This window comes from Kushneria phosphatilytica, from assembly GCF_008247605.1.
In the GTDB taxonomy this organism is placed as follows: domain Bacteria; phylum Pseudomonadota; class Gammaproteobacteria; order Pseudomonadales; family Halomonadaceae; genus Kushneria; species Kushneria phosphatilytica.
Map to the genome: position 1 here is coordinate 3,543,886 of NZ_CP043420.1, position 21,418 is coordinate 3,565,303.

A 21,418-nucleotide genomic window follows, 5' to 3' on the forward strand; every position below is an offset into this window, starting at 1 on the left:
TCGACTTCAGACCGGCTCGGCGGGCATAAAGCCGCCCTGGCGCAGGATATCCTCATAGCCCTCGCGGAAGGTGGGATAGCGGAAGTCATATCCCGTCTCGATCAGGCGACGACTGTCACAGCGCTTGCTGGCGCGACGTCGCAGCGGTGACTGGATTTCATTGGAAGGTTCCACCTTCAGACGCCGTGCCAGCCACATCATCACCTCATGCAACGGCGCCGATTCACGATCGCTGGCCAGATAGACCGCTTCCGGCGATTTGCCTTCAAACACTCGCCGGATCAGGAAGTCCAGCACCCCGGCGCAGTCGTCGCGATGAATGCGGTTGGAGTACATGACCGGTGTCGCAGGTGCAATCCGGCCCTCACGCACCTGACCGATCAATCGTTCACGACCCGGGCCATAGATGCCGGAAAAGCGTACCGTGGTTCCGGGAAGCGGGCTGCGCTCCAGACGCTGCTCGGCTTCGATCAGCCGTTGTCCCGAAAAGCTGGCGGGCTCCAGCGGACTCTCTTCATCAACCGTCTCACCCTGTTGCTGACCGTAGACGGAAGTCGAGGAGACGAAAAAGACATGCTGCGGTGGGTGGCGACGCGCTTCAAAGTGATCCAGAGTGGCGGTCAGACCGTCGACATAGGCCGTCTGATAGGCCTTTTCTTCGAACCGATCGGCACTGATGGCATATACTATGATGTCGGCGTCGGGTAGCGTATTCAGCGCATCCGGCGCATTGACGTCGAGGGCCACGCCTTCGATGCCGGTCTCGGCCAGGGTCGCAATGCTGTTGCGACGGACACCAATCACGCGATGGCCCTGTGCAACCAGCAGCCGGCCCAGTGCGGTGCCCACGTCGCCACAACCCAATATGAGGATGGTCCTGTTCACTTTCATCCAGCTCCTTGCCAGCAGGATCATGACAACGCACGATTCCGGAAGATGATAACCTTTCCCTGTCTCAAGTGACGCCTCGGGTCCAGGTCATGACTTTAACAGAACTCCGCTACATCGTAACCTTGGCTCAGGAGCGCCATTTCGGCCGCGCCGCCGAGCGTTGCTTTGTCTCCCAGCCGACCCTCTCCGTAGCGGTCAAGAAGCTCGAGGACGAACTGGGCGTAGCGCTGTTCGAGCGCAGCAAATCTACCGTCCAGGTCACCCCGTTGGGTGAACGCATCGTGGCGCAGGCCGGCCGTGTGCTGGAACAGGCCAACACAATTCGCGAGCTCGCCAGCGAAGGCAAGGACCAGCTCTCCAGCCCATTGCGCATTGGCGCCATCTATACCATCGGGCCCTATCTGTTCCCGCATCTGATTCCTGCGCTCGCCGAGCAGGCCCCACAGATGCCGCTCTACATCGAAGAGAGCCTGACCGGCGAGCTGCGTCGGCGACTGCGTTCGGGCGAGCTGGACGTGATCGTCGTGGCGCTGCCGTTCAACGAGCCCGATGTGCTGACGCGATCGCTCTATGAGGAGCCCTTCAAGGTACTGTTACCCGCCGGTCACCAGTGGCTGTCGCATACCGAGATCGACAAGGAGTGGCTGCTCGAAGAGCGGTTGCTGTTGCTCGGTGAAGGGCACTGTTTCCGCGATCAGATCCTTGAAGCCTGTCCGGCGATCAATTCGCAGCTCAGCCATCCCGATAACCCTCTGGTTGCAGAGGGCGGTTCGCTGGAAACCATTCGTCACATGGTGGCGTCAGGGCTGGGCATCACGATACTGCCGCAATCGGCGATGGGTACCGATCACTACGGTAACGGGCTGCTGGAGAGCCGACCCTTCCGTGACCCGGCGCCCAGCCGCACGGTGGCGATCGCATGGCGTGCCAGCTTCCCTCGTCCCAAGGCGATCGATGCCCTGATCCGGGCCATCAATCAGTGTCAGATGTCGAACATGCAGGCCGCATGAGTGCCACCCAGTCCGTCACTGCGCTGACCGGCGTCGGTGACAGCATGGCCGAACGTCTGGCACGGCTGGGTATCACCACCCCGGAAGACCTGCTCTTTCATCTGCCGCTACGCTATCAGGATCGCACCCGGGTCACGCCGATCGGCGAAACCCGGGCTGGCGCCGAAGCCGTGATCGAAGGTGAAATCACCGCTGCCAACGTGGTGCAGGGGCGCCGCCGCAGTCTGCTGGTGCGATTGAAGGATGCCACCGGCATCGTGTCATTGCGCTTTTTCCACTTCTCTCCTGCTCAGCAGCAACAGCTGGTACCGGGCGTCCGGGTACGGCTGTTCGGCGAGGCACGTGCCGGCAGCACCGGCCTGGAGTTCTATCATCCGGAGTATCGGCTGCTGGGGCGTCAGAGCACGGCGGAAACTGCCAGCGAGGAGAGCCTGACACCGATCTATCCCACCACCGAAGGGCTCACCCAGCCCCGCTTGCGCGGTCTGATCGATCAGGCACTCAAACGACTCGATGAACATCCCGAGCGTCTCACCGAGCTGATCCCCGAGGCGCTGCGCGCCCGTTTTCGGCTGCCGGGTCTCGCGGAATCACTGCGTTATCTGCACCATCCCCCCCCTGATGCACCGCTGGAAAAGCTGGCCGAAGGGGGCCATCCCACGCAACGCCGTCTGGCGCTGGAAGAGCTGCTGGCACATCAGCTGAGCCTGCGCCAGATCCGCCAGCGTATTCAGCACGATCATGCGCCGGCACTGCCTCGCGATGGGGCATTGGCCGCCCGCTTTCTGACCGCACTGCCCTTCTCGCTGACCAGCGCTCAGCGTCGTGTGCTCGGCGAAATCGGCCTGGACATGGCGCGTCAGGCGCCGATGCTGCGGCTGGTACAGGGGGATGTCGGCTCGGGCAAGACGGTAGTCGCCGCCATGGCCATGCTGGCAGCGGTCAGTGGCGGTTGTCAGGCTGCTCTGATGGCCCCCACGGAATTGCTCGCCGAGCAGCACTATCGCACTCTGAAGAGCTGGTTCGAACCGCTGGGACTGGAAGTCGCCTGGCTGGCCGGTCGCCTCAAGGGGCGCGCCCGACTCGATGCCAAGGCCGCCATCGCCGAGGGCCATGCGCAGATCGTGGTCGGCACCCATGCGCTCTTCCAGGCAGATGTCCACTTTCATCGGCTGGGGCTGGCGGTGATCGACGAGCAGCACCGCTTCGGCGTGCATCAGCGCCTGGCGCTGCGCCAGAAGGGCGAGCAGAGCGTCGGCGAGGCAGGTGGCCTGACGCCGCACCAGCTGATCATGACCGCCACACCGATCCCCCGCACCCTGGCGATGAGCGCCTACGCTGATCTCGATGTCTCGATCATTGACGAGTTGCCGCCCGGTCGTACCCCGGTGAAGACGGTCGCGATCAGTGATGAGCGCCGCCCCGAAGTCATCGAGCGCATCCGCGAAGCGTGTCGTGACGGTCGCCAGGCCTACTGGGTCTGTACCCTGATCGAGGAGTCCGAGGCGCTGACCTGTCAGGCCGCCGAGGCCACCCATGAAGCACTGGTCGAGGCGCTCGAGGGCTTCAGTGTCGGGCTGGTCCACGGGCGCATGAAGACGGCCGAAAAGACCGCCACGATGAACGCCTTCAAGGAAGGCGAACTCGATCTGCTGGTCGCCACCACAGTGATCGAAGTGGGTGTCGATGTCCCCAACGCCAGCCTGATGATCATCGAGAATCCCGAGCGGCTCGGGCTGGCCCAGCTGCACCAGCTGCGTGGCCGGGTCGGGCGCGGCTCAACCGAAAGCTTCTGTGTGCTGCTCTATCATCCCCCGCTTTCCGAGCACTCCCGCGAGCGATTGGGCGTGCTGCGCGAATCCAACGACGGCTTTCGCATCGCCGAGAAGGATCTCGCCCTGCGCGGCCCCGGCGAAGTGCTGGGCACCCGTCAGACCGGGCTGGTAGGCATGCATATTGCCGATCTCACCCGTGATCGTGATCTGCTCGAGCCGGTGCGCGAACTGGCCGATGCCCTGCTCGAGCAGGCGCCCGATGCGGTCGAACCGCTGATCCGGCGCTGGCTGGGTGAGGATGCCAATCGCTATGGGCAGGTCTGACCGTTAACGTCCTCGCCAGCCCCGATCTCTTCACGCAACCATGCCGCCAGTCGCTCTCCGGCCTGACGCGGCGCATGGGCCGGCAGTAGCAGGCAGAGCCGGGCAGAGGTTTCGACGAACCCCCAGGGGGCTACCAAACGGCGTTGGGCGAGATCGTCAGCAATCAGCAACTTCGGCGCGACCGCCACGCCCAGCCCGGCCAGCGCCGCCTCCAGCAGATAGTAAAGATGCTCGAATCCCTGACCGCGCCGCCGGGCCTCATCCAGTTGTACCGGATCGATTCCTGTATGCCGGGCCCACGCGCGCCAGGCCTGCGGGCGTGAGGCGGTATCCAGCACCGTGTAACGATAGAGCGCTTCCAGCGGTTGATCGATCAGCGTATCGGCAATGTCCGGCACCGCGACAGCGCCGATCGTTTCGGGTGCCAGCTCGATCACCGTCATGTCAGCCGGCCAGGGCGGCTCCAGAAAGGCCAGCATGGCACTGATATCGTGCCGCCGTGGATCGGGGTCGCCCTCGCTGGCAAACACATGCAGGCGCAGTTCGGATAGCTCGCGGTGCAAGCGCTCCAGCCGTGGAATCAACCAGCGCGCCAGCAGACTGCCCGGACAGGCCAGGGTGAAGGGCGCTCCTTCGAGTTCACGAACCAGCGACTGGCAACTCTCACGCAACCCCGCAAAGGCCTGACTGACCCCGTTGTGCAGCCTGTCACCCTTGGGGGTCAGCACCAGGCCACGTCCCGAGCGGTCAAACAGGACGGTGTCGAAATGTGCTTCCAGCGCACGGATCTGACGACTAACAGCCCCATGGGTAACACTCAGCTCTTCGGCAGCAGCGGTAACACTGCCAAGCCGTGCGGCGGCCTCGAAGGCTTTAAGCGCATTGAGTGACGGCAGTGAACGGCTTGCGGTCATGTGAGTTTTCCTCAACCTTTGGCGCCATTTTATCGATTTTTTTTACCGCCGGTCTGCCGCTAGCGTAGGCTACATGGCCGTTTATCCATTCGCCGTCATGACGACCCGGAGTGCGCGATGTCTTCCGCTACCCAACACTTTTCACAGGGCCCCGATGCCGATGGCTTTTTTGGAGATTTCGGCGGACGCTTCGTCGCCGAAACCCTGATGCCGCTGATTCTTGAACTCGAGGAAGCCTGGGAGTGGTCACGTACCGATGAGGCCTTTCGCCGCGAGCTCGAAGGCTATCAGCGTGACTACATCGGTCGCGCCACGCCGCTGTATTACGCCGAACGCCTGACCGAGCACCTGGGCGGGGCGAAGATCTACTTCAAGCGCGAGGACCTGAACCACACCGGCGCGCACAAGATCAACAATTGCATCGGTCAGATCCTGCTGGCCCGCAAGATGGGCAAGAAACGCATCATTGCCGAGACCGGTGCCGGCATGCACGGCGTGGCCACCGCCACGGTCGCGGCGCGCTTTGGCATGGAATGCGTGATCTACATGGGCGCCACTGACATCGAGCGCCAGCAGCCCAACGTCTTTCGCATGAAGCTTCTGGGCGCCGAGGTCATCCCGGTCGAATCCGGCACCGGCACGCTCAAGGATGCCATGAACGAGGCACTGCGCGACTGGGTGACCAATGTCGACTCCACCTTCTACCTGATCGGCACGGTCGCCGGCCCGCACCCTTATCCGGCCATGGTACGGGATTTCCAGTCCGTGATCGGGCGTGAAACCCGCGCGCAGATTCTGGAAAAGGAAGGCCGCCTGCCGGATACGCTGATGGCCTGCATCGGCGGTGGTTCCAATGCCATGGGGCTCTTTCACCCGATGCTCGATGACGAAAGCGTCCACATGATCGGCGTGGAAGCGGCCGGTCACGGCATCGAGACCGGTGAACACGCCGCGAGCCTCAACGGCGGCGAGCCGGGCGTACTGCACGGCAATCGCACCTTCCTGCTACAAAGCGATGATGGCCAGATCACCGACGCCCATTCGGTCTCGGCGGGTCTGGATTATCCGGGCATCGGCCCCGAGCACGCCTGGCTGCACACGCAAAAGCGGGTCGAATATGTCTCGATCACCGATCACGAAGCAATCCAGGCCTTCAAGCTGTGCTGTGAACTGGAAGGCATCATTCCGGCGCTGGAGTCGGCGCATTCAGTGGCTCATTTGAGAAAGATCGCTCCCGACCTGCCCCGGGATCATTTGATCGTGCTCAACATGAGCGGACGCGGCGACAAGGATATGGCCAGCGTGGCCAACTGGCTCGAGCAGCACGGCGACACTGACAAACTGCCGAACACGACGGTAGAGGCCGCCGAGCCCGGACGGATAGATGACATGCAGCCGCCACATGATGTCGCGAAGAAAACCGGGGAGACCGAATAATGACCACACGCATCAGCCGGCGCTTCGCAGCACTGAAAGAAGAGAACCGCGCGGCTCTGGTGACGTTCACCATTGCCGGTGACCCTGACTTCGAAGCCTCGCTGGAAACGCTCAAGGGACTGCCTGCTGCCGGTGCCGATATCATCGAACTGGGCATGCCATTCACCGATCCGATGGCCGATGGCCCGGCGATTCAGAAGGCAGCGCAACGCGCCCTGCGCGCCGGGCAGACCCAGCGCAAGACACTGGAGATGGTGCGCGAGTTTCGCCGCAATGATCAGGACACGCCCATCGTGCTGATGGGGTATTACAACCCCATCTACCGCTACGGTGTCGGGGCCTTTTTAAAGGATGCAGTTGATGCCGGTATCGATGGACTGATCGTGGTCGATCTGCCTCCCGAGCATGACGGCGAGCTCTGCCTGCCAGCGATGAATGCAGGACTTGATTTCATTCGACTGACCACACCTACCACCGACGACAAACGCCTGCCGCGAGTGCTGGAAAACACCTCCGGCTTTATCTATTACGTCTCGGTCGCCGGCGTGACCGGGGCCCAGGCACCCACGCCTGAAAGCGTCGAGCAGTCGATTACGCGCATTCGCGCTCATACCGATCTGCCCATTGCCGTAGGCTTTGGTATCCGCAGTGCCGAGCAGGCAGCCGCTATTGGTCGCTTCGCCGATGCCGTGGTGGTCGGCTCGGCGCTGGTCCAGTGTATCGAAACGGCAGACAGCCCGCAGGCAGGAACGCAGGCCGTACATACGCTTGTCAGAACACTGGCCTCGGCACTGCCGCCACAGCGCTGAGTAGCCGGTGAGCGACGTCCGAAGCGTGTAAAGGAAGGAGAGCGCCGGCTACGCAGTGCAGCCGGCGAAGCGTTTCGATCAGTTGATCGAATCCTTGAGCGCCTTGCCGGGCTTGAAGGCAACGGTACGGCTGGCAGGGATTTCCAGCGTCTGACCGGTTTGCGGATTCTTGCCGGTACGTGCCGCACGCTCGCGTACGGTAAATGAACCGAAGCCGATCAGCGTGACATCTTCACCGCGAGCCACGCTGGAGCTGATCTCTTCGAGAATGGCGTTCAGGACCTGACCGGCCTTGTCCTTGGAAAGATCTGCCTGAGCCGCAATGGCGGCAGCAAGTTCTGGTTTGCGCATAGCGCCTCCTGGGTTGGGCAATTCAGGCGTGAATGACACCTGGCTTGTTGTTTTCCATCATGACCGCAAGGCTCATGACAGCTGTCCGACAGGAGTCGGGCAGGGTATCCTTCACAATCGAACAGCGTTCGACGACGCATAGCCTAGCAATGTCCTCGTATCGAGCGCCAGCATCACCTTGCGTTGCCTCGTCGAACGGATGACGATGACAGGCCGTATCGCAGGCCGAAACCACTTGTCTTCGCTCTTATCGGCAGAATCGAGCCTTACATGATCCCATCATCACAAGACATGCCCGCCAGCCCCCTGGTGCTGCGCCAGTGGCGCCCACTGGCAGTGGCAGCGGTGCAGCTCTCGCCTCACTGGCAGCGCTGGCTGGGCGCCAGGGGGTCATTGACCGCTCGACTGGCAGACCGGGTCAAAGGGCCGATCACGGTAAAAATCCATGCCGAGCACGCGGCTCCCCCGACACTTGATGAGGCGAGAAGACTCGCCTTGCCACAGCGCCGGCTGGCCTGGATTCGTGAAGTGACCCTCGAATATGCCGATGTTCCATTGATTGCCGCGCGCAGTGTCGTACCACTTGGAGAACTCCCCCGCGAAGTGCGTCTGCTGGGTCGCAAGGCGCTGGGACACTGGTTGTTCAGCCATCCTGATGTCACACGCTCCGCCATCGAACTGACGGATCATTCCTTGCAGATCGCCGGACACCAGGGCATCTGGACCCGACGCTCGGTCTTCCGGCATCCCCGTTGTCGATTACTGGTCCAGGAGAGTTTTCTGCCCGCGCTGGCCGATCTCATGCATGACGATTCGGCCGAAATCAGTGAATCCCGGCAGGAATCGCAACGTCATCCACGTCCGCCCGCCCCGATCATGGAGAACGCATGACCGCTCGTACTGCGCTGCAACGTATTCCCGATTTTTTGCGCCTGACACGGCTGGATCGCCCGATCGGCACCTGGCTTCTGATGTGGCCGACCCTTGCAGCGCTCTGGCTGGCGGCCGATGGCCTGCCTCAGCGTACCAATCTGATCATCTTCGTGGCTGGCGTATACGCGATGCGTGCTGCCGGCTGCGTGATCAACGACTACGCCGATCGCAACTTTGACGGTCATGTCAGACGCACCCGCGAGCGTCCGCTGGCGACCGGGCGCATCAGCGAACGCGAGGCACTGACACTGTTTGCTGCACTGATCGCTCTCTCCTTCGTGCTGGTCTGCTTCACCAATCTCTTTACCATTGCCCTGTCACTGGGCGGTGCGGCCCTGGCAGCCACCTATCCGTTCATGAAGCGCTATACCCACTTTCCCCAGGTCGTGCTGGGCGCTGCCTTCGGCTGGGGCATCCCGATGGCCTTCGGGGCCGAACAGCAGACGGTGCCCGCCATCGCCTGGTGGCTGTTTGCCGCCGGACTGGTATGGACTCAGGTCTACGATACCCAATACGCCATGGTGGACCGCGATGACGACCTGAAAATCGGCATCAAATCGACCGCCATCATCTTCGGCCGCTTCGATCTGATGATTCTGGGCGCGCTGCAAACCCTGATGCTGGTACTGCTGGCCGTGGTCGGCGGTCTGGCCGGGCTTAACGGCTTCTACTGGCTGGCACTGGTGGCCATCGCCGCAATCTTTGGCTATCAGCAATGGCTGACCCGGGGACGCACCCGAGAGGGCTGCTTTGCGGCCTTTCTCAACAATCACTGGGTGGGTGTGGTGCTGTTCGCCGGGGTGGTACTGGCGACCTGGCCGACGCCCTGAGGACACCTGCGCTGGACAGCACACCGGCTGTCACAATACTGTCATCGCTCACCGGTTAAATCGTCACCGAGTTGTCACGTTCGTTTGCCGGAGTATGACGCATGTCCCGAACCGTGCTGATCGTCGATGATGAGGCCTCGATTCGCGAAATGATCGCCGTTGCCCTCGAAATGGCAGATTTCCGCATTATCGAGGCCGAGAATGCCCAGCAGGCACACGCCCGGGTGGTGGATGAACATCCCGATCTGATCCTGCTCGACTGGATGCTGCCGGGCACCAGTGGCATCGAGCTGGCCCGCCGGCTCAAACGCGATGAAACCACCCGCGAAGTCCCCATCATCCTGCTCACTGCTCGTAGTGAAGAGGACAACAAGATTCAGGGGCTGGAGAGTGGTGCCGACGATTACATCACCAAACCCTTTTCACCGCGTGAACTCGTCGCCCGGCTCAAGGCCGTCCTGCGGCGTACGACACCACGTGGCGTGGAAGAAACGGTCGAGATCAACGGGCTGGCGCTGGACCCTGCCAGTCACCGGGTCAGTATCAATGGCCAGTCACTTGAGATCGGTCCGACCGAATATCGGCTTTTGCAATTCTTCATGACCCATCAGGAACGTGCCTATACGCGCGCCCAGCTGCTCGATCAGGTGTGGGGCGGTAATGTCTATGTCGAGGAGCGAACGGTTGATGTTCATATCCGTCGACTGCGCAAGGCACTGGGCGATGATCATCAGCAGCTGGTGCAGACGGTGCGAGGCACGGGCTATCGTTTCTCGACTCGTTGAGGGTTTCATCCATCGTTTGATAGCGACGGACACGCGTGCATTACTGGATCAATGAACTCTGGCGACTCGCCTATCTGGTACTCGGTTTCGGCCTGCTGGGCTGGCTGATCGGCTACCCTGGCTGGGGGATCGCGCTGGGACTGGCGGTTCACATGGCCTTTACCCTGCGCCATCTCAGAAAGCTCTATGTCTGGCTGGAAGCGCCGGTCGAACAGTCACCGCCGGCCGGTGAAGGGGTCTGGGGCGATCTGTTTGACCGCCTCTACCGCTATCAGAAGGGCCAGCGCCATATGCAGGGGCGGCTGCGTTCGGTCATCAATCGGGTGCAGGAGTCCAGCGAGGCGATGCGCGAAGGCGTGATCATGCTCGACTCCAGCGGCAATCTGGACTGGTGGAACAGTGCCGCCCAGCGACTGCTCGAGCTTGAACCCCATCATGACCGGGGCCAGCATCTCACCAACTATCTGCGTGATCCCCACTTCATCGAATACTTCCGTGGCAACGACTATCGCGAGCCGTTAACCCTGGCCTCTCCGATCCGCGACAACATGATGCTGGAAGTTCAGATCACCCTGTTCGGCGATAACGAGCGTCTGATCGTGATCCGCGATATCACCCGCCTGCATCGGCTGGAAATGATGCGACGCGATTTTGTCGCCAATGTTTCGCATGAGCTGCGCACGCCCCTGACCGTGCTGGCCGGCTATCTCGAAACCTGGCTTGATCATCGCGACAACCTGCCCGAGCGGCTGGTGCGGGGTCTCACCCAGATGGAGGCCCAGACCGATCGCATGCAGCGCCTGGTCAGCGATCTGCTGACGCTGGCTCGACTGGAGACCGCCGATCGTCATGACAGCGACCGGCCCATCTCGATCGCCGCACTCTGTCACCAGGCCGTCATCGATGGAGAGGCTCTGGCCGGAGGTAGCCACCATTTTCATACCGACATCGAAGATGATCGCTGGTTCTATGGCGATGAGCAGGAGCTGGCCAGCGCACTGTCCAATCTGGTTTATAACGCCGTGCGCTATACGCCCGAGGGCAGCACCATCACGCTACGCTATCAACCCTGGGAAGGCGGTGATGGTGCCCTGTCGGTGATCGATGATGGCGATGGCATAGAACCCCAGCATCTCGATCGTCTGACCGAACGCTTCTATCGCATCGACAAGAGCCGTTCGCTGGCCAGTGGCGGCACCGGTCTGGGGCTGGCTATCGTCAAACACGTGCTGTTTCGACACGACGCTCGGCTCGAGATCGAAAGCACCCCGGGCGATGGTGCCGAATTCCGCTGCATACTACCGGCAGCCCGTCTGAGCCCGGCCACCACCGGCACCGCCCTGTCCGAGCCCTCCAACGCCCGGCTTCGGGACTGAAACGGCAATCCCTTACGATTATCCACAACCGGTTGAGGATCAACCGGCTGTGGATAATTCATGCTTCCAGAAGCGCCATCGCAGTCGCCCGCCCCTGATAGCGTTCAATCAGCGCAAACAGCCTCGCAGCAGTATCGGTATCGATCACTCCCCGGGCTTCGGTAGGACGAAAATGCAACTGAAAGGCCCGGATCACCGGCTGCAGGGCTTGAGCATCATGACTGTCCGGCACGGCATAGCCCCAGGCGGCCAGGGCCCGATGCATCAACGCGCCATCAGGCTGATGCTGTTGAAACCGCTCACGCCAGCGCATCACGGCTGAAGGCCTCGGCCAGGCACCGATACCTGCTTCATGCAATCGTCGCCAGGGAAAGAACGGCCCGGGATCGACCTTGCGTCCTGGTGCGACATCACCATGGGCCAGCACATGAGCCGGATCGATGTGGTAACGCCTGACAATATCCTGTGCCAGCCGAATGACCAGCTCGATCTGATCTTCCGAAAACGGTGACCAGACGCGTCCTGCCGGCGTCTCGTGATAGCCCTCGTTGACGATTTCGATACCGATCGAGGTGTCATTGAGATGGTGGCGATCGCCCCACTGGCTCACCCCGGCATGCCAGGCACGCTGCTTCTCATCGAGCAACTGCAGCACCACCGGCTGCCCTGCCCAGCGAGCCGGATGATCGAGCACCAGATAGTGAACGCTGACATCGGAACCCGTCAGCGCCCTGAGCGCCGATGCATCATTGCCATCGGTATAATGCACAATCAGAAAGCGTACCCGCTCGTTAAAGGCTTGCGCCCTGATCGAATGATCGACGGCAAATGATCCCCGCTGTTCGAGCCTGCGGCCCAGGCGGGTCGTATATTGATGAGCCGGTACCGTATCGACCAGTACCGGGGGCGACATCTCGTCCATCGCTACCCCAACCGATGGACCACTGCCGGATGAAACAGACTGGCTCGTACAACCCGATAGCCACAATACTGCGCCAGCAACGAGCAGTACCCCTGCTCGCTGCCTCTCAACGAATCCGGTCACGCGCCGCTGCCTCGTTCCCCTCAGGCAACGCCAGTGTGCGATAGTGCTGGCGCCACATCAGTACACCCGCGGCTACGGCGCCCGGCATGATGAGCAGATTGACCAGCGGAATCCAGACCGTAGCGGCCACTACGCCGCCAAAGGTCAGCGTGGTCCACCACCGCCGACGCAACAGCTCACGCATCCGGGTAAACGATACCTGATGGAGATCCATGGGATAGTCGAGATACTGGATGGCCAGACTCCAGGCCGAAAACAGCGCCCAGAGAACGGGGGCGGCCAGATTGATCACCGGGATGAAGCCCAGCACGAACAACACCAGCATGCGCGGCAACATCCAGCCCAGCTTGTGCAGTTCGCGTCGAATGCCATCAAGCGCCTGCTGCCACAGTGAGCGTTCATCACTGACAGGCGCATTCGACAGGCGCTGCTCGATACGCTCGGCGAGAAACCCGTAAAAGGGGGAAGCGATGGCATTGGCCACCATGGTAAAGGTAAAGATCACCGCCAGTGCCATGGCCACGACCAGGATCGGCCAGATCAGCCATGACAACCAGGCAAGCCAGGAGGGCACCTGGGCCATCCAGTAATCGATCCATCCCTCGAAACTGTTCACCAGCCACCACACTGCAGCGATGTAGAGCAGCAGATTGATCAGCAGGGGGATATAGACGTAGCGCCGCGCACCGGGGCGCAGCACCATGCGGATGCCCTCTCCGAGGGCAGAGGCAGCGTTGATCAAGCGGGGATCTCCGACTCCGTCATTACTGCCGGCATGCTAACCGCCTGGTCGAACAAACGCGATATCTGACTGACGGGGCAGGCCCTACGCCTTGTCGGTGTCGTTATCCGCATCCCTGTCCCCGCGCTTGCGACTCAGCGAAGCACGCGGATGCTCCGGCGCATGGCGGATATCCAGTCCCTTGACCAGATAGATCACCGATTCGGCGAGATTGTTGGCATGATCGCCAACCCGTTCCAGGGCACGCAGAATCCACAGCACATGCAGCACCGGGCTGATGGCCCGGGGGTCCTCCATCATGAAGGTCACCAGTGAGCGCATGGCACTGCGGTACTCTTCGTCGACGGTTTCGTCATCCTCCAGCACACCCAGCGCCAGCTCGGTATCAAAGCGGGCAAACGCCGTCAGCGACTGGCGCACCATTTCCCGAACCTGGCCGGCGATACGACGCACCTCGGTATAACCGCGGGTAGTCTCGCCCAGTTCGATCAGGGTCAGGGCGTTGCGGGCAATCTTGTTGGCTTCGTCACCGATCCGCTCAAGATCGGAAGCAGCTCGCGTTACGGCCAGCACCAGACGCAGATCGGAAGCCGCCGGCTGTCGACGCGCCAGAATCTGGGTACATTCGTCATCGATGCGCAGCTGCATCTCGTTGACCTGCCGGTCATTGTCGCGGACTTTTTCGGCAGCCCGACTGTCATTGTCCAGCAGCGCCGCCACGGCTTCCTGAATCTGCCGCTCGACCAGTCCGCCCATGCCCATCAGATGCGTCTTGAGCGACTCAAGCTCCTGATTGAACTGACTGGAAATATGCTGGCTGTGTCGATCGTTGGTAATGTCCATGCTCACTCCCGCGGCGCCACTGGCGCGTCCTTGCCCTGTCAGGTAGTCATTGTTCGTCTCAGACTACGATACCCCTGTGTCGATTGCATGACAGCAAGGAGGAAAAACGCATCAGATAATTGCCACAAAGGTCGAAGATCAGGTCAGCGCCTCGAGTTTGGCAAATCCCAGCACCAGCCACTTGTCACCCTCGTGCTCGAAACTGACCTGTACCCGGGCCCGCTGCCCCTGACCCTCGGCATTGATGATGACGCCTTCACCGAAGACCGGATGACGCACCCACTGCCCCAGTGACAGTGACGGCTGCTCATCATCGCCCTCAACCGATTCCTGTCGAATACCTGCACTGCCGCCCTGTGCCGACATCGGCCGTGACACCTGACCACGCAGACGCACTTCCTCGAGGTACTCTTCCGGGAGCTCGCGCAAAAACCGCGAAGGCCTTTGCCAGGTCTCCTTGCCGTGCAGGCGCCGGGTTTCGGCATGAGTCAGATAGAGACGTTCCATCGCCCGGGTGATGCCGACATAACAGAGCCGGCGCTCCTCCTCGAGTCTTCCCGGCTCCTCCAGTGACATCCTGTGCGGGAAAAGTCCCTCTTCGACTCCGGCGATAAAGACCACCGGAAATTCGAGTCCCTTGGCGGAGTGCAGTGTCATCATCTGCACCGCATCCTCGAATTCGTCGGCTTCGTGCTCACCGGAGTTGAGCGCCGCTTCGGAGAGGAATTCACCCAGCGAATTGCTGGCCCCATCATCGATGGCCTCGAAGGCATCGCCCTGGGCATAGGCCTTCGCGGCGCTGACCAGCTCCTCGAGATTCTCGACCCGAGCCTGCCCCTTTTCGCCCTTCTCGGCGCGATGGTGTTCAATCAGCCCGGTGGCGCGGATGACATGATCGATGATCTCGTGGAGTGCCAATCCCTGGGTATCGTTATCGAGCTGATCGATCAGATCGCTGAAGGCGCGCACCGAGCTGGCGGCGCGCCCCTTGAGAATACCGGCGGCCGGTGCATCGTTGACCGCCTGCCACAGCGAGGTGCCTTCATCACGAGCCCGCGCTCGCAGCATTTCGACACTGCGAGTCCCGATCCCACGGGCCGGTACGTTGATCACCCGTTCCAGCGAGGCATCATCGTCGCGTGAAATCAGCAGCCGCAGATAGGCCAGTGCATTCTTGATCTCGAGGCGTTCGTAGAAGCGCTGCCCTCCATAAATGCGGTAGGGCACTCCGGCGCGAATCAGCGATTCCTCGATCACTCGCGATTGCGCATTGGAGCGATACAGGATGGCGAACTCGCGTCGCATTCGGCCTTCGCGAACCTGTTCGGCGATGGTGTCAACGATGAAGCGTGCCTCATCAAGATCGTTGAAGCCCCCATAGACCCGAATCTTCTCGCCCGCCTCGACCTCGGTCCACAGCTCCTTGCCCATGCGTCCGGCATTGTTGCGAATCAGCGCGTTGGCGGTTTCCAGAATGGCGCTGGTGGAACGATAGTTTTGCTCGAGCCGTACCAGACGGGTATCGGGAAACTCGCTGCGAAAGCGCTCCAGATTCTCCACCTTCGCGCCACGCCAGCCGTAGATCGACTGGTCATCGTCGCCGACAGCGGTCAGACAGGCCCGATCACCGGCCAGCAGCTTCAGCCAGGCGTATTGCAGGGTATTGGTATCCTGAAACTCATCGACCAGCAGGTGTTGAAAACGCTCGCGATAGTGCGCCAGCAGACGCGGATTGTCGCGCAGAAGTTCGAGCGCACGCAGCAGCAGTTCGCCGAAATCGACCAGCCCGCTGCGCTCACACGCCTGCTGATAGAGGGTATAGAGCTCGACCATTTGCGCCATGTACTGATCGCCATGGGGATCGACATCCCCCGGTCGCAGCCCTTCCTCCTTGCAGCCACCGATGAAGTACTGCACCTGTTTGGGCGGGAAGCGCTCATCATCGATGCTGTATTCGCGCAGCAATCTTTTGACCAGCCGGAGCTGATCGTCGCTGTCGATGATCTGGAAGTGCTCGGCCAGCCCGGCATCGCGCCAGTGGGTACGCAACAATCGATGCGAGATGGAGTGGAAGGTCCCCACCCACATGCCTCGCAGCGAGGTATCGATCAGCGTTTCCAGCCGCGCCCGCATCTCGCGTGCCGCCTTGTTGGTAAAGGTGACGGCGAGAATCGACCACGGCGAAAGCCCTTCGACCGAGAGCATCCAGGCAATGCGGTGGACCAGCACCCGGGTCTTGCCGGAGCCGGCACCGGCCAGCACCAGCAGGTTACCCTGGGGTGCACCGACGGCGTCGCGCTGCGCCGGATTGAGAGAGTCGAGCAGAGGCGATGCGTCCATGAAACGGGCCTGACAGGATGGGCGAAACGGTCTTCTACCCTAACATATTGTACCGTCCTGCCGCGCCTGCAGCGCCCTGTTCAGACCTCATCATCCTCCGGTGGTGTCCGATCGCGACGCAGCTGTGCGAAGGGATCACGCTCATCGGTTCGCAGCGGCACCAGACTGCGCTTGACTGCCATCAGATGCTCGGTCAATTGCGGGCCGCGCGAACGAGCGACGCCGACGGCGAGAATATCGATCATCACCAGGTGAGCGATGCGTGAACTCAGTGGCCGATAGACCTCGCGATCCTCGAAGACATCGATATAAAGACCGACCGAACACAGCTGGGCCAGCGGCGAGCCGGCAGGACACAGGCCGATGACGGTCGCACCGTGTTCCAGTGCAATTTCAACGCTGGAAAGCAGCGAGCGGGTCCGACCGGTCTGCGAAATGGCCACCACCACATCGTGTTCGGTCAGGGTGACCGCCGACATGTGCTGCATGTGCGGGTCACTGTAGGCAGTGGTGGAAATACGCAGCCGGAAGAACTTGTGCTGGGCATCCACCGCAACGGCGCCCGAGGCGCCGAAACCGTAGAATTCGACCCGGTTGGCTTCGGCCAGGGCCGCGATCGCCTCGCTGATGGCATTGGCATCGAGCCGGTCGCGTACCGACAGCAGCGTCCCCACAGTGGAGTCGAAGATACTGCGCGAAAAGTCGGCAACGCTGTCGGTCTCGTTCATCGAGAACTCGGAAAACTGGGCGCCGGTGGCCAGTGTCTGTGCCAGACGCAGCTTGAAGTCCTGATAGCCTTCGCAGTCGATCGCACGGCAGAAACGAATCACCGTCGGCTCACTGACATTGACGCGCTTTGCCAGATCGGCCAGACGCAGATTCAGTACCTCCTCGGCGTGGCGCAGCACAAAACGCGCCACCTTCTGCTCCGAACGCCGGAACTGCGGCAGTCTGGCGCGCAGCTCATCGAACATGAAGGTACTCATTACCTCTCCTTTCGGGAACGGGATGACAGGGTGAGTGGTGTTGATGTCATCTTTATGTCAATTTGTACAGGTTAAATTCCCGCTGCAATCCATTGCGGGTGACCCCGGCCGTGATTCGCGGCCCCCGAAGCTTCGAATCACTGCCGGGCGCCTGACAGCGTATCGGTCAAGCACCGAAAGCGCTTGTTCGATTCTGGTGTGAGGGAGTCTTCGGATGAAAAACGCCACTTTGAACGATCTCAAGAACGATCTGCTCGGCATTGCCATGGAGCTCGAAGCCGAAGCCGCCGACCAACGGCGTCATACTGCCGCCCAACGCCATCTGAGAGCCCGCCGCGGCATTGAATATCACTATGAATCCCGCCAGCTGGCCAGCGATCTGAGCCTGATCCCCCTCGACAGCGACAGTGCCCTGCCACCGCGACGCGCCATGACCTGGCTGCAGCTGACCGAACCCTTGCGCCATCGCCTCGACGACACCGGGACTCAACGCCAAACCGGCTGAGTCCGCACCCTGTCGCTCCTGAGCCGGTAGCATCGCTCATGATCCTGCGCCCGCTGACTCATCCTTCTGCCAGCGGGCCTGGCCTGCGTTCACTCACCGGCGGCCCGGGAGGCACTGCGAGCGAGATCGCTCGCCGCGGGTCGCAATACCAGCTCGACCCGACGATTACGCGCCCGCCCCCGGGCCGTATCATTATCTGCCAGCGGGCGAGTAGCCCCATAGCCGATTGCCCGCAGTTGAGCCGCCGATACGCCATGATCAACCAGATAATGCAGCACTGCCGTCGCCCGCGCAGCCGAAAGTTCCCAGTTTGACGGGAAACGCTCGGTAGAGATACTGCGACTGTCAGTATGGCCCTCGACCGAGATCTCGCCATCAAACTGCTGCAGTCGTTCGGCCAGCCGATCGAGCAACCCGCGTCCCTGGTCGGAAAGTTCGACATCGGCGCTGGAGAACAACAGCCGGTCCTGAATACGGAAGGTCACGTGTCTTTCGCCGGGCTCAACCACCACACCATCGATATCCGGCACCTGGGCTGCCCAGCGGGCCATATCGCTGTCATTCGCAGTCGACGCCGGGAGTGCCGAAGGAAGATGCAGCGCCGCTACCGTCATCAGCAGCGGCATGGCGTCATCGGTCAATGACAGCGGCCATCGATGCGTCAATGCCAGCGAGACCGCTTCAGCCACAGGCGAGACCGTCGGTCCAATGGCAGCGGGTGCGAAAGGAACCGAGGTTGAAAAATCCCCGGGTGCGAGCCACTGCCACAGCGGACTACCGGCTGTCAGTGCCGGCAGCGTACTCGGTCTGGCCGTCGCCATCTCGGCGGTAACCGCATTGTCTGACGCCGGCGACGACGCGGCGGTGTCGTCGCGGTGCAGGCCCTGCAGGGAGAGCAGGAGCACGAACAGGGTGATCAGCAGCGTCAGCAGATCGAGATAGCTCATCAGCCAGCTGCCCTGGGCATCCTCGTGACGAGGTGGCGGCTCGATCAGCGCATAGCGGGAGAGATCGCCGCGCGCTCTTCCGGGACGGGACCCTTGATCATCGAATGAAGACGCTGTCTCGCTCATGAGGGGCGTCCATTGGCACGCGCGTTGCGCTCTTCCCGATCCCCCTGTTCACTGCCTCCCATCTGCTTTTCTCCCAGCTCATCGGGATATTCGGCGATAAAGGACTGCAGGGTGGCTTCGATGAACGAGGGCAGACGGCGTCGGGAGATCATCGAAACGCCTTCCAGCACCATGTTCATGGCGACCAGGCGCTGTTCGGTACGCCGTTCAAGCTTGACCGCAATGGGTCGGAAAATGAGATTGGAGAGCAGAATACCGTAAAAGGTCGAGAGCAGAGCGATCGCCAGTCGCGGGCCGATGGTTGTCAGATCACCGACCTCGAGAATCTCCAGCATGTTGATCAGCCCGACCAGGGTACCCAGCATGCCAAAGGCCGGCGCATAGGTCGCCATGGTGCGAAAGATCTGCGCCTCGGCATATTCCCGAGCGCGCATGCGAGCAATCCGCCAGCGTAACAGGTCGAGGATTTCCTCCTCGCGGACATTGTCGATCACCAACCGAATGCCGGTTCGCAGGAAGGGATTGCGCGTGGTTTCCAGCGTCCTTTCCACGGTACGCGCATCACCGTGCAACCATTGGCGCGCCAGCTCCACCAGCTCATCGATGTCTTCCTGGACGAAGCTGTTTTCACGCTGGAAGACCGTGCGCGTCAGCGCCAGTACACGCGCCACTTCGCGCATCGGGTAACTGATGAAGGTCGCTGCAAGCGTACCGGTGAGTACGATGGCCAATCCCGGCAGGTTGACGAAACCCAGCGGAGACTGCGCGGTAAACAGGACCACCGTCGCCAGCAACATTACGCTGACCACGATGCCGATCATCGTCGAGGAATTCATGGGGGGCGGTTCCTTTCCGGTCGCGGTCGCCGGCAACCGCCACGAACGGCTACCGGGCTGGCGACGACTCTGCCATATCGAAGCGCCGCACCATCGCCGGAAAAGCAACGCCGGATGCCGCCACTTCGGCGGACACCCGGCCATCAGCCTGCAGGAAGGTCAGTTCAGCAGGCCGAAGATAAACACGATCGCCACCCCGATGGGGGAGATGTAACGTGCCGTGAAACGCCACAGGGTAAAGGCGCGATCGCTCATGTTGAGCTGCGCACGGACCTCGTCACGGCCCATTACCCAACCGACGAAGAGTATCGTGGCCAGACCGGTCAGCGGCAGCATCAGCTTGCTGGTGAGATAATCAAGCAGATCGAGGATCGACATGCCGAAGGGCTGAATGCCGCTCCAGCCGTTGAACGACAGTACCGTGGCAATCCCCAGCAACCAGGTTGCACCGCCGGCTACCAGCGTCGCCTGTACGCGCGTCAGTGGCGATTTCTCCTCGAGCCACTCGACAATGGGTTCAAGCAGCGAGATCGCCGAGGTCAACGCCGCAAAGACCAGCAGAATGAAGAACAGGGTGCCGAAGAAAAGACCACCGGACATGTTGCCGAACGCCAGCGGCAGGGTCTGGAAAACCAGCCCCGGTCCGGCAGCCGGATCGAGATGATTGGCAAAGACCACCGGGAAGATCGCCATGCCGGCACCCAGTGCGATGACGGTATCGAGAATCACCACGGTCAGCGCAGTACGACCGATATTGACGTCATCGCCCAGGTAGGAGCCATAGGCCATCATGATGCCCATGCCCAGACTCAGGGTGAAGAAGGCATGACCGAGCGCGGCCAGCCAGACATCCCCGGTCAGGCGAGAGAAATCCGGCTTGAACAGATAATTCAGGCCCTCACCGAAACTGCCGGTCGTTGCCGCATAACCCACCAGCACCACCAGCAGTACGGCCAGCGCCGGCATCAGCAGCTTGGCGGCTCGCTCCAGCCCACCGGAAACACCACCGGCCACGACACCAATCGTCAGTACCATGAACAGGCTGTGCCAGCCCAGCAAGCGCATGGGACTGGCCAGCAGATTGCCGAACAGACTGCCCACGCCGTCGCCATCGAGCCCACCAAAGGTGCCCGTAACCCCATACTTGATATACGCCAGCGCCCAACCGCCAATAACGCTGTAGAACGACAGGATCAGATAGGCCGCGAGAATACCGCTCACCCCGACCAGCGCCCACGCCTGCGAACGTTTCAGCCGCCCGGCAATGGTGCTCATGGTGGTAATCGGGTTTTTCTGTCCCAGCCGCCCCAGCAGCCACTCGCTCATCAGGATCGGCAAGCCGATCAGGGCAATACTGACCAGATAGATCAATACGAAGGCACCGCCCCCGCTCTCCCCGGTCATGTAAGGAAACTTCCAGACGTTCCCGAGTCCTACCGAAGACCCGACGGCGGCCATCATGAACGCCAGTCGCGAGGACCACTGCGCGTGGATATGAGTTTTGTTGGCCATCAGTTCGCTGCATCCTCAAATATTGTCATCCCGGGTCCGGATCGCTGGTGCGGACCCCGCCCAATGAGGCATTGTACAGTTCGGTTACGCAACCGCCCAGC

At 61.6% G+C, this 21,418-nt stretch carries 20 protein-coding genes; 9 read left to right on the top strand and 11 right to left on the bottom strand.

What is annotated here, in order from left to right:
• Nucleotides 1–6: 6 nt before the first annotated feature.
• Nucleotides 7–885, bottom strand: coding sequence for an SDR family oxidoreductase (locus FY550_RS16450; RefSeq protein ID WP_139148739.1), 879 nt, complete (start codon nt 883–885; stop codon nt 7–9).
• Nucleotides 886–980: 95 nt separating this feature from the next.
• On the opposite strand from FY550_RS16450, the gene FY550_RS16455 reads away from it, so the two are divergent.
• Nucleotides 981–1,901 (top strand): hydrogen peroxide-inducible genes activator, encoded by a 921-nt coding sequence (locus FY550_RS16455; protein ID WP_070980458.1) that lies wholly within the window; start codon nt 981–983, stop codon nt 1,899–1,901.
• Nucleotides 1,898–4,000, top strand: coding sequence for an ATP-dependent DNA helicase RecG (recG, locus tag FY550_RS16460; RefSeq protein ID WP_070980127.1), 2,103 nt, complete (start codon nt 1,898–1,900; stop codon nt 3,998–4,000). Before FY550_RS16455 ends, recG begins: the two co-directional genes overlap by 4 nt.
• Here recG and FY550_RS16465 read toward each other — a convergent pair.
• Nucleotides 3,985–4,914: a LysR family transcriptional regulator gene (locus FY550_RS16465; protein ID WP_070980130.1), complete on the bottom strand. Its 930-nt coding sequence runs from the start codon at nt 4,912–4,914 to the stop codon at nt 3,985–3,987. The two genes, recG and FY550_RS16465, sit on opposite strands and share 16 nt — an antisense overlap.
• A gap of 117 nt (nt 4,915–5,031) precedes the next feature.
• On the opposite strand from FY550_RS16465, the gene trpB reads away from it, so the two are divergent.
• Both trpB and trpA read left to right on the top strand, forming a co-directional pair.
• A complete protein-coding gene (gene trpB / locus FY550_RS16470) occupies nt 5,032–6,351 on the top strand; it encodes a tryptophan synthase subunit beta (RefSeq protein WP_070980132.1) in 1,320 nt (439 codons plus the stop codon).
• Nucleotides 6,351–7,160 carry a tryptophan synthase subunit alpha gene (trpA, locus tag FY550_RS16475; protein WP_070980135.1) on the top strand — a complete coding sequence of 270 codons (810 nt, stop codon included), beginning with the start codon at nt 6,351–6,353 and terminating at the stop codon, nt 7,158–7,160. The genes trpB and trpA overlap by 1 nt, the downstream gene beginning before the upstream one ends.
• 78 nt (nt 7,161–7,238) lie before the next feature.
• On the opposite strand, the gene FY550_RS16480 is transcribed toward trpA, so the two are convergent.
• Nucleotides 7,239–7,511, bottom strand: a complete 273-nt coding sequence (locus FY550_RS16480) for an HU family DNA-binding protein (protein WP_070980138.1) — start codon at nt 7,509–7,511, stop codon at nt 7,239–7,241.
• A gap of 291 nt (nt 7,512–7,802) precedes the next feature.
• On the opposite strand from FY550_RS16480, the gene FY550_RS16485 reads away from it, so the two are divergent.
• The 4 genes from FY550_RS16485 (at nt 7,803) to phoR (ending at nt 11,435) form a co-directional block, all read left to right on the top strand.
• On the top strand, nt 7,803–8,402 hold the full coding sequence (locus FY550_RS16485; protein ID WP_070980141.1) for a chorismate--pyruvate lyase family protein: 600 nt from the start codon (nt 7,803–7,805) through the stop codon (nt 8,400–8,402).
• Nucleotides 8,399–9,274, top strand: coding sequence for a 4-hydroxybenzoate octaprenyltransferase (ubiA, locus tag FY550_RS16490; protein WP_070980143.1), 876 nt, complete (start codon nt 8,399–8,401; stop codon nt 9,272–9,274). Before FY550_RS16485 ends, ubiA begins: the two co-directional genes overlap by 4 nt.
• 101 nt (nt 9,275–9,375) lie before the next feature.
• Nucleotides 9,376–10,059, top strand: a complete 684-nt coding sequence (gene phoB, locus FY550_RS16495; protein ID WP_070980145.1) for a phosphate regulon transcriptional regulator PhoB — start codon at nt 9,376–9,378, stop codon at nt 10,057–10,059.
• A gap of 35 nt (nt 10,060–10,094) precedes the next feature.
• Nucleotides 10,095–11,435, top strand: coding sequence for a phosphate regulon sensor histidine kinase PhoR (phoR, locus tag FY550_RS16500; RefSeq protein ID WP_149054669.1), 1,341 nt, complete (start codon nt 10,095–10,097; stop codon nt 11,433–11,435).
• Between the two features lie 58 nt (nt 11,436–11,493).
• On the opposite strand, the gene FY550_RS16505 is transcribed toward phoR, so the two are convergent.
• The 5 genes from FY550_RS16505 to hexR all read right to left on the bottom strand — a co-directional run bounded on the left by FY550_RS16505 (nt 11,494) and on the right by hexR (nt 17,391).
• A complete protein-coding gene (locus FY550_RS16505; protein ID WP_084388202.1) occupies nt 11,494–12,357 on the bottom strand; it encodes an N-acetylmuramoyl-L-alanine amidase in 864 nt (287 codons plus the stop codon).
• A gap of 106 nt (nt 12,358–12,463) precedes the next feature.
• Nucleotides 12,464–13,222 (bottom strand): sulfate transporter CysZ, encoded by a 759-nt coding sequence (gene cysZ, locus FY550_RS16510; protein WP_070980147.1) that lies wholly within the window; start codon nt 13,220–13,222, stop codon nt 12,464–12,466.
• An 84-nt stretch (nt 13,223–13,306) separates the two neighbouring features.
• Entirely contained in the window at nt 13,307–14,065 is a 759-nt protein-coding gene (phoU, locus tag FY550_RS16515) for a phosphate signaling complex protein PhoU (protein ID WP_070980149.1), read from the bottom strand.
• 138 nt (nt 14,066–14,203) lie between these two features.
• The gene (gene uvrD, locus FY550_RS16520) at nt 14,204–16,405 is read right to left on the bottom strand and encodes a DNA helicase II (protein ID WP_070980152.1); all 2,202 of its coding nucleotides are present in this window, start codon (nt 16,403–16,405) and stop codon (nt 14,204–14,206) included.
• An 80-nt stretch (nt 16,406–16,485) separates the two neighbouring features.
• Nucleotides 16,486–17,391: a transcriptional regulator HexR gene (gene hexR, locus FY550_RS16525; protein WP_070980154.1), complete on the bottom strand. Its 906-nt coding sequence runs from the start codon at nt 17,389–17,391 to the stop codon at nt 16,486–16,488.
• 214 nt (nt 17,392–17,605) lie between these two features.
• On the opposite strand from hexR, the gene FY550_RS16995 reads away from it, so the two are divergent.
• Nucleotides 17,606–17,896 carry a PA3496 family putative envelope integrity protein gene (locus FY550_RS16995; RefSeq protein ID WP_070980156.1) on the top strand — a complete coding sequence of 97 codons (291 nt, stop codon included), beginning with the start codon at nt 17,606–17,608 and terminating at the stop codon, nt 17,894–17,896.
• 89 nt (nt 17,897–17,985) lie between these two features.
• On the opposite strand, the gene FY550_RS16535 is transcribed toward FY550_RS16995, so the two are convergent.
• The 3 genes from FY550_RS16535 to FY550_RS16545 all read right to left on the bottom strand — a co-directional run bounded on the left by FY550_RS16535 (nt 17,986) and on the right by FY550_RS16545 (nt 21,317).
• On the bottom strand, nt 17,986–18,969 hold the full coding sequence (locus FY550_RS16535) for an OmpA/MotB family protein (RefSeq protein WP_070980158.1): 984 nt from the start codon (nt 18,967–18,969) through the stop codon (nt 17,986–17,988).
• On the bottom strand, nt 18,966–19,805 hold the full coding sequence (locus tag FY550_RS16540) for a motility protein A (protein ID WP_070980161.1): 840 nt from the start codon (nt 19,803–19,805) through the stop codon (nt 18,966–18,968). The genes FY550_RS16535 and FY550_RS16540 overlap by 4 nt, the downstream gene beginning before the upstream one ends.
• Before the next feature lie 159 nt (nt 19,806–19,964).
• Entirely contained in the window at nt 19,965–21,317 is a 1,353-nt protein-coding gene (locus tag FY550_RS16545) for a sodium-dependent transporter (RefSeq protein WP_070980163.1), read from the bottom strand.
• Nucleotides 21,318–21,418 lie beyond the last annotated feature (101 nt).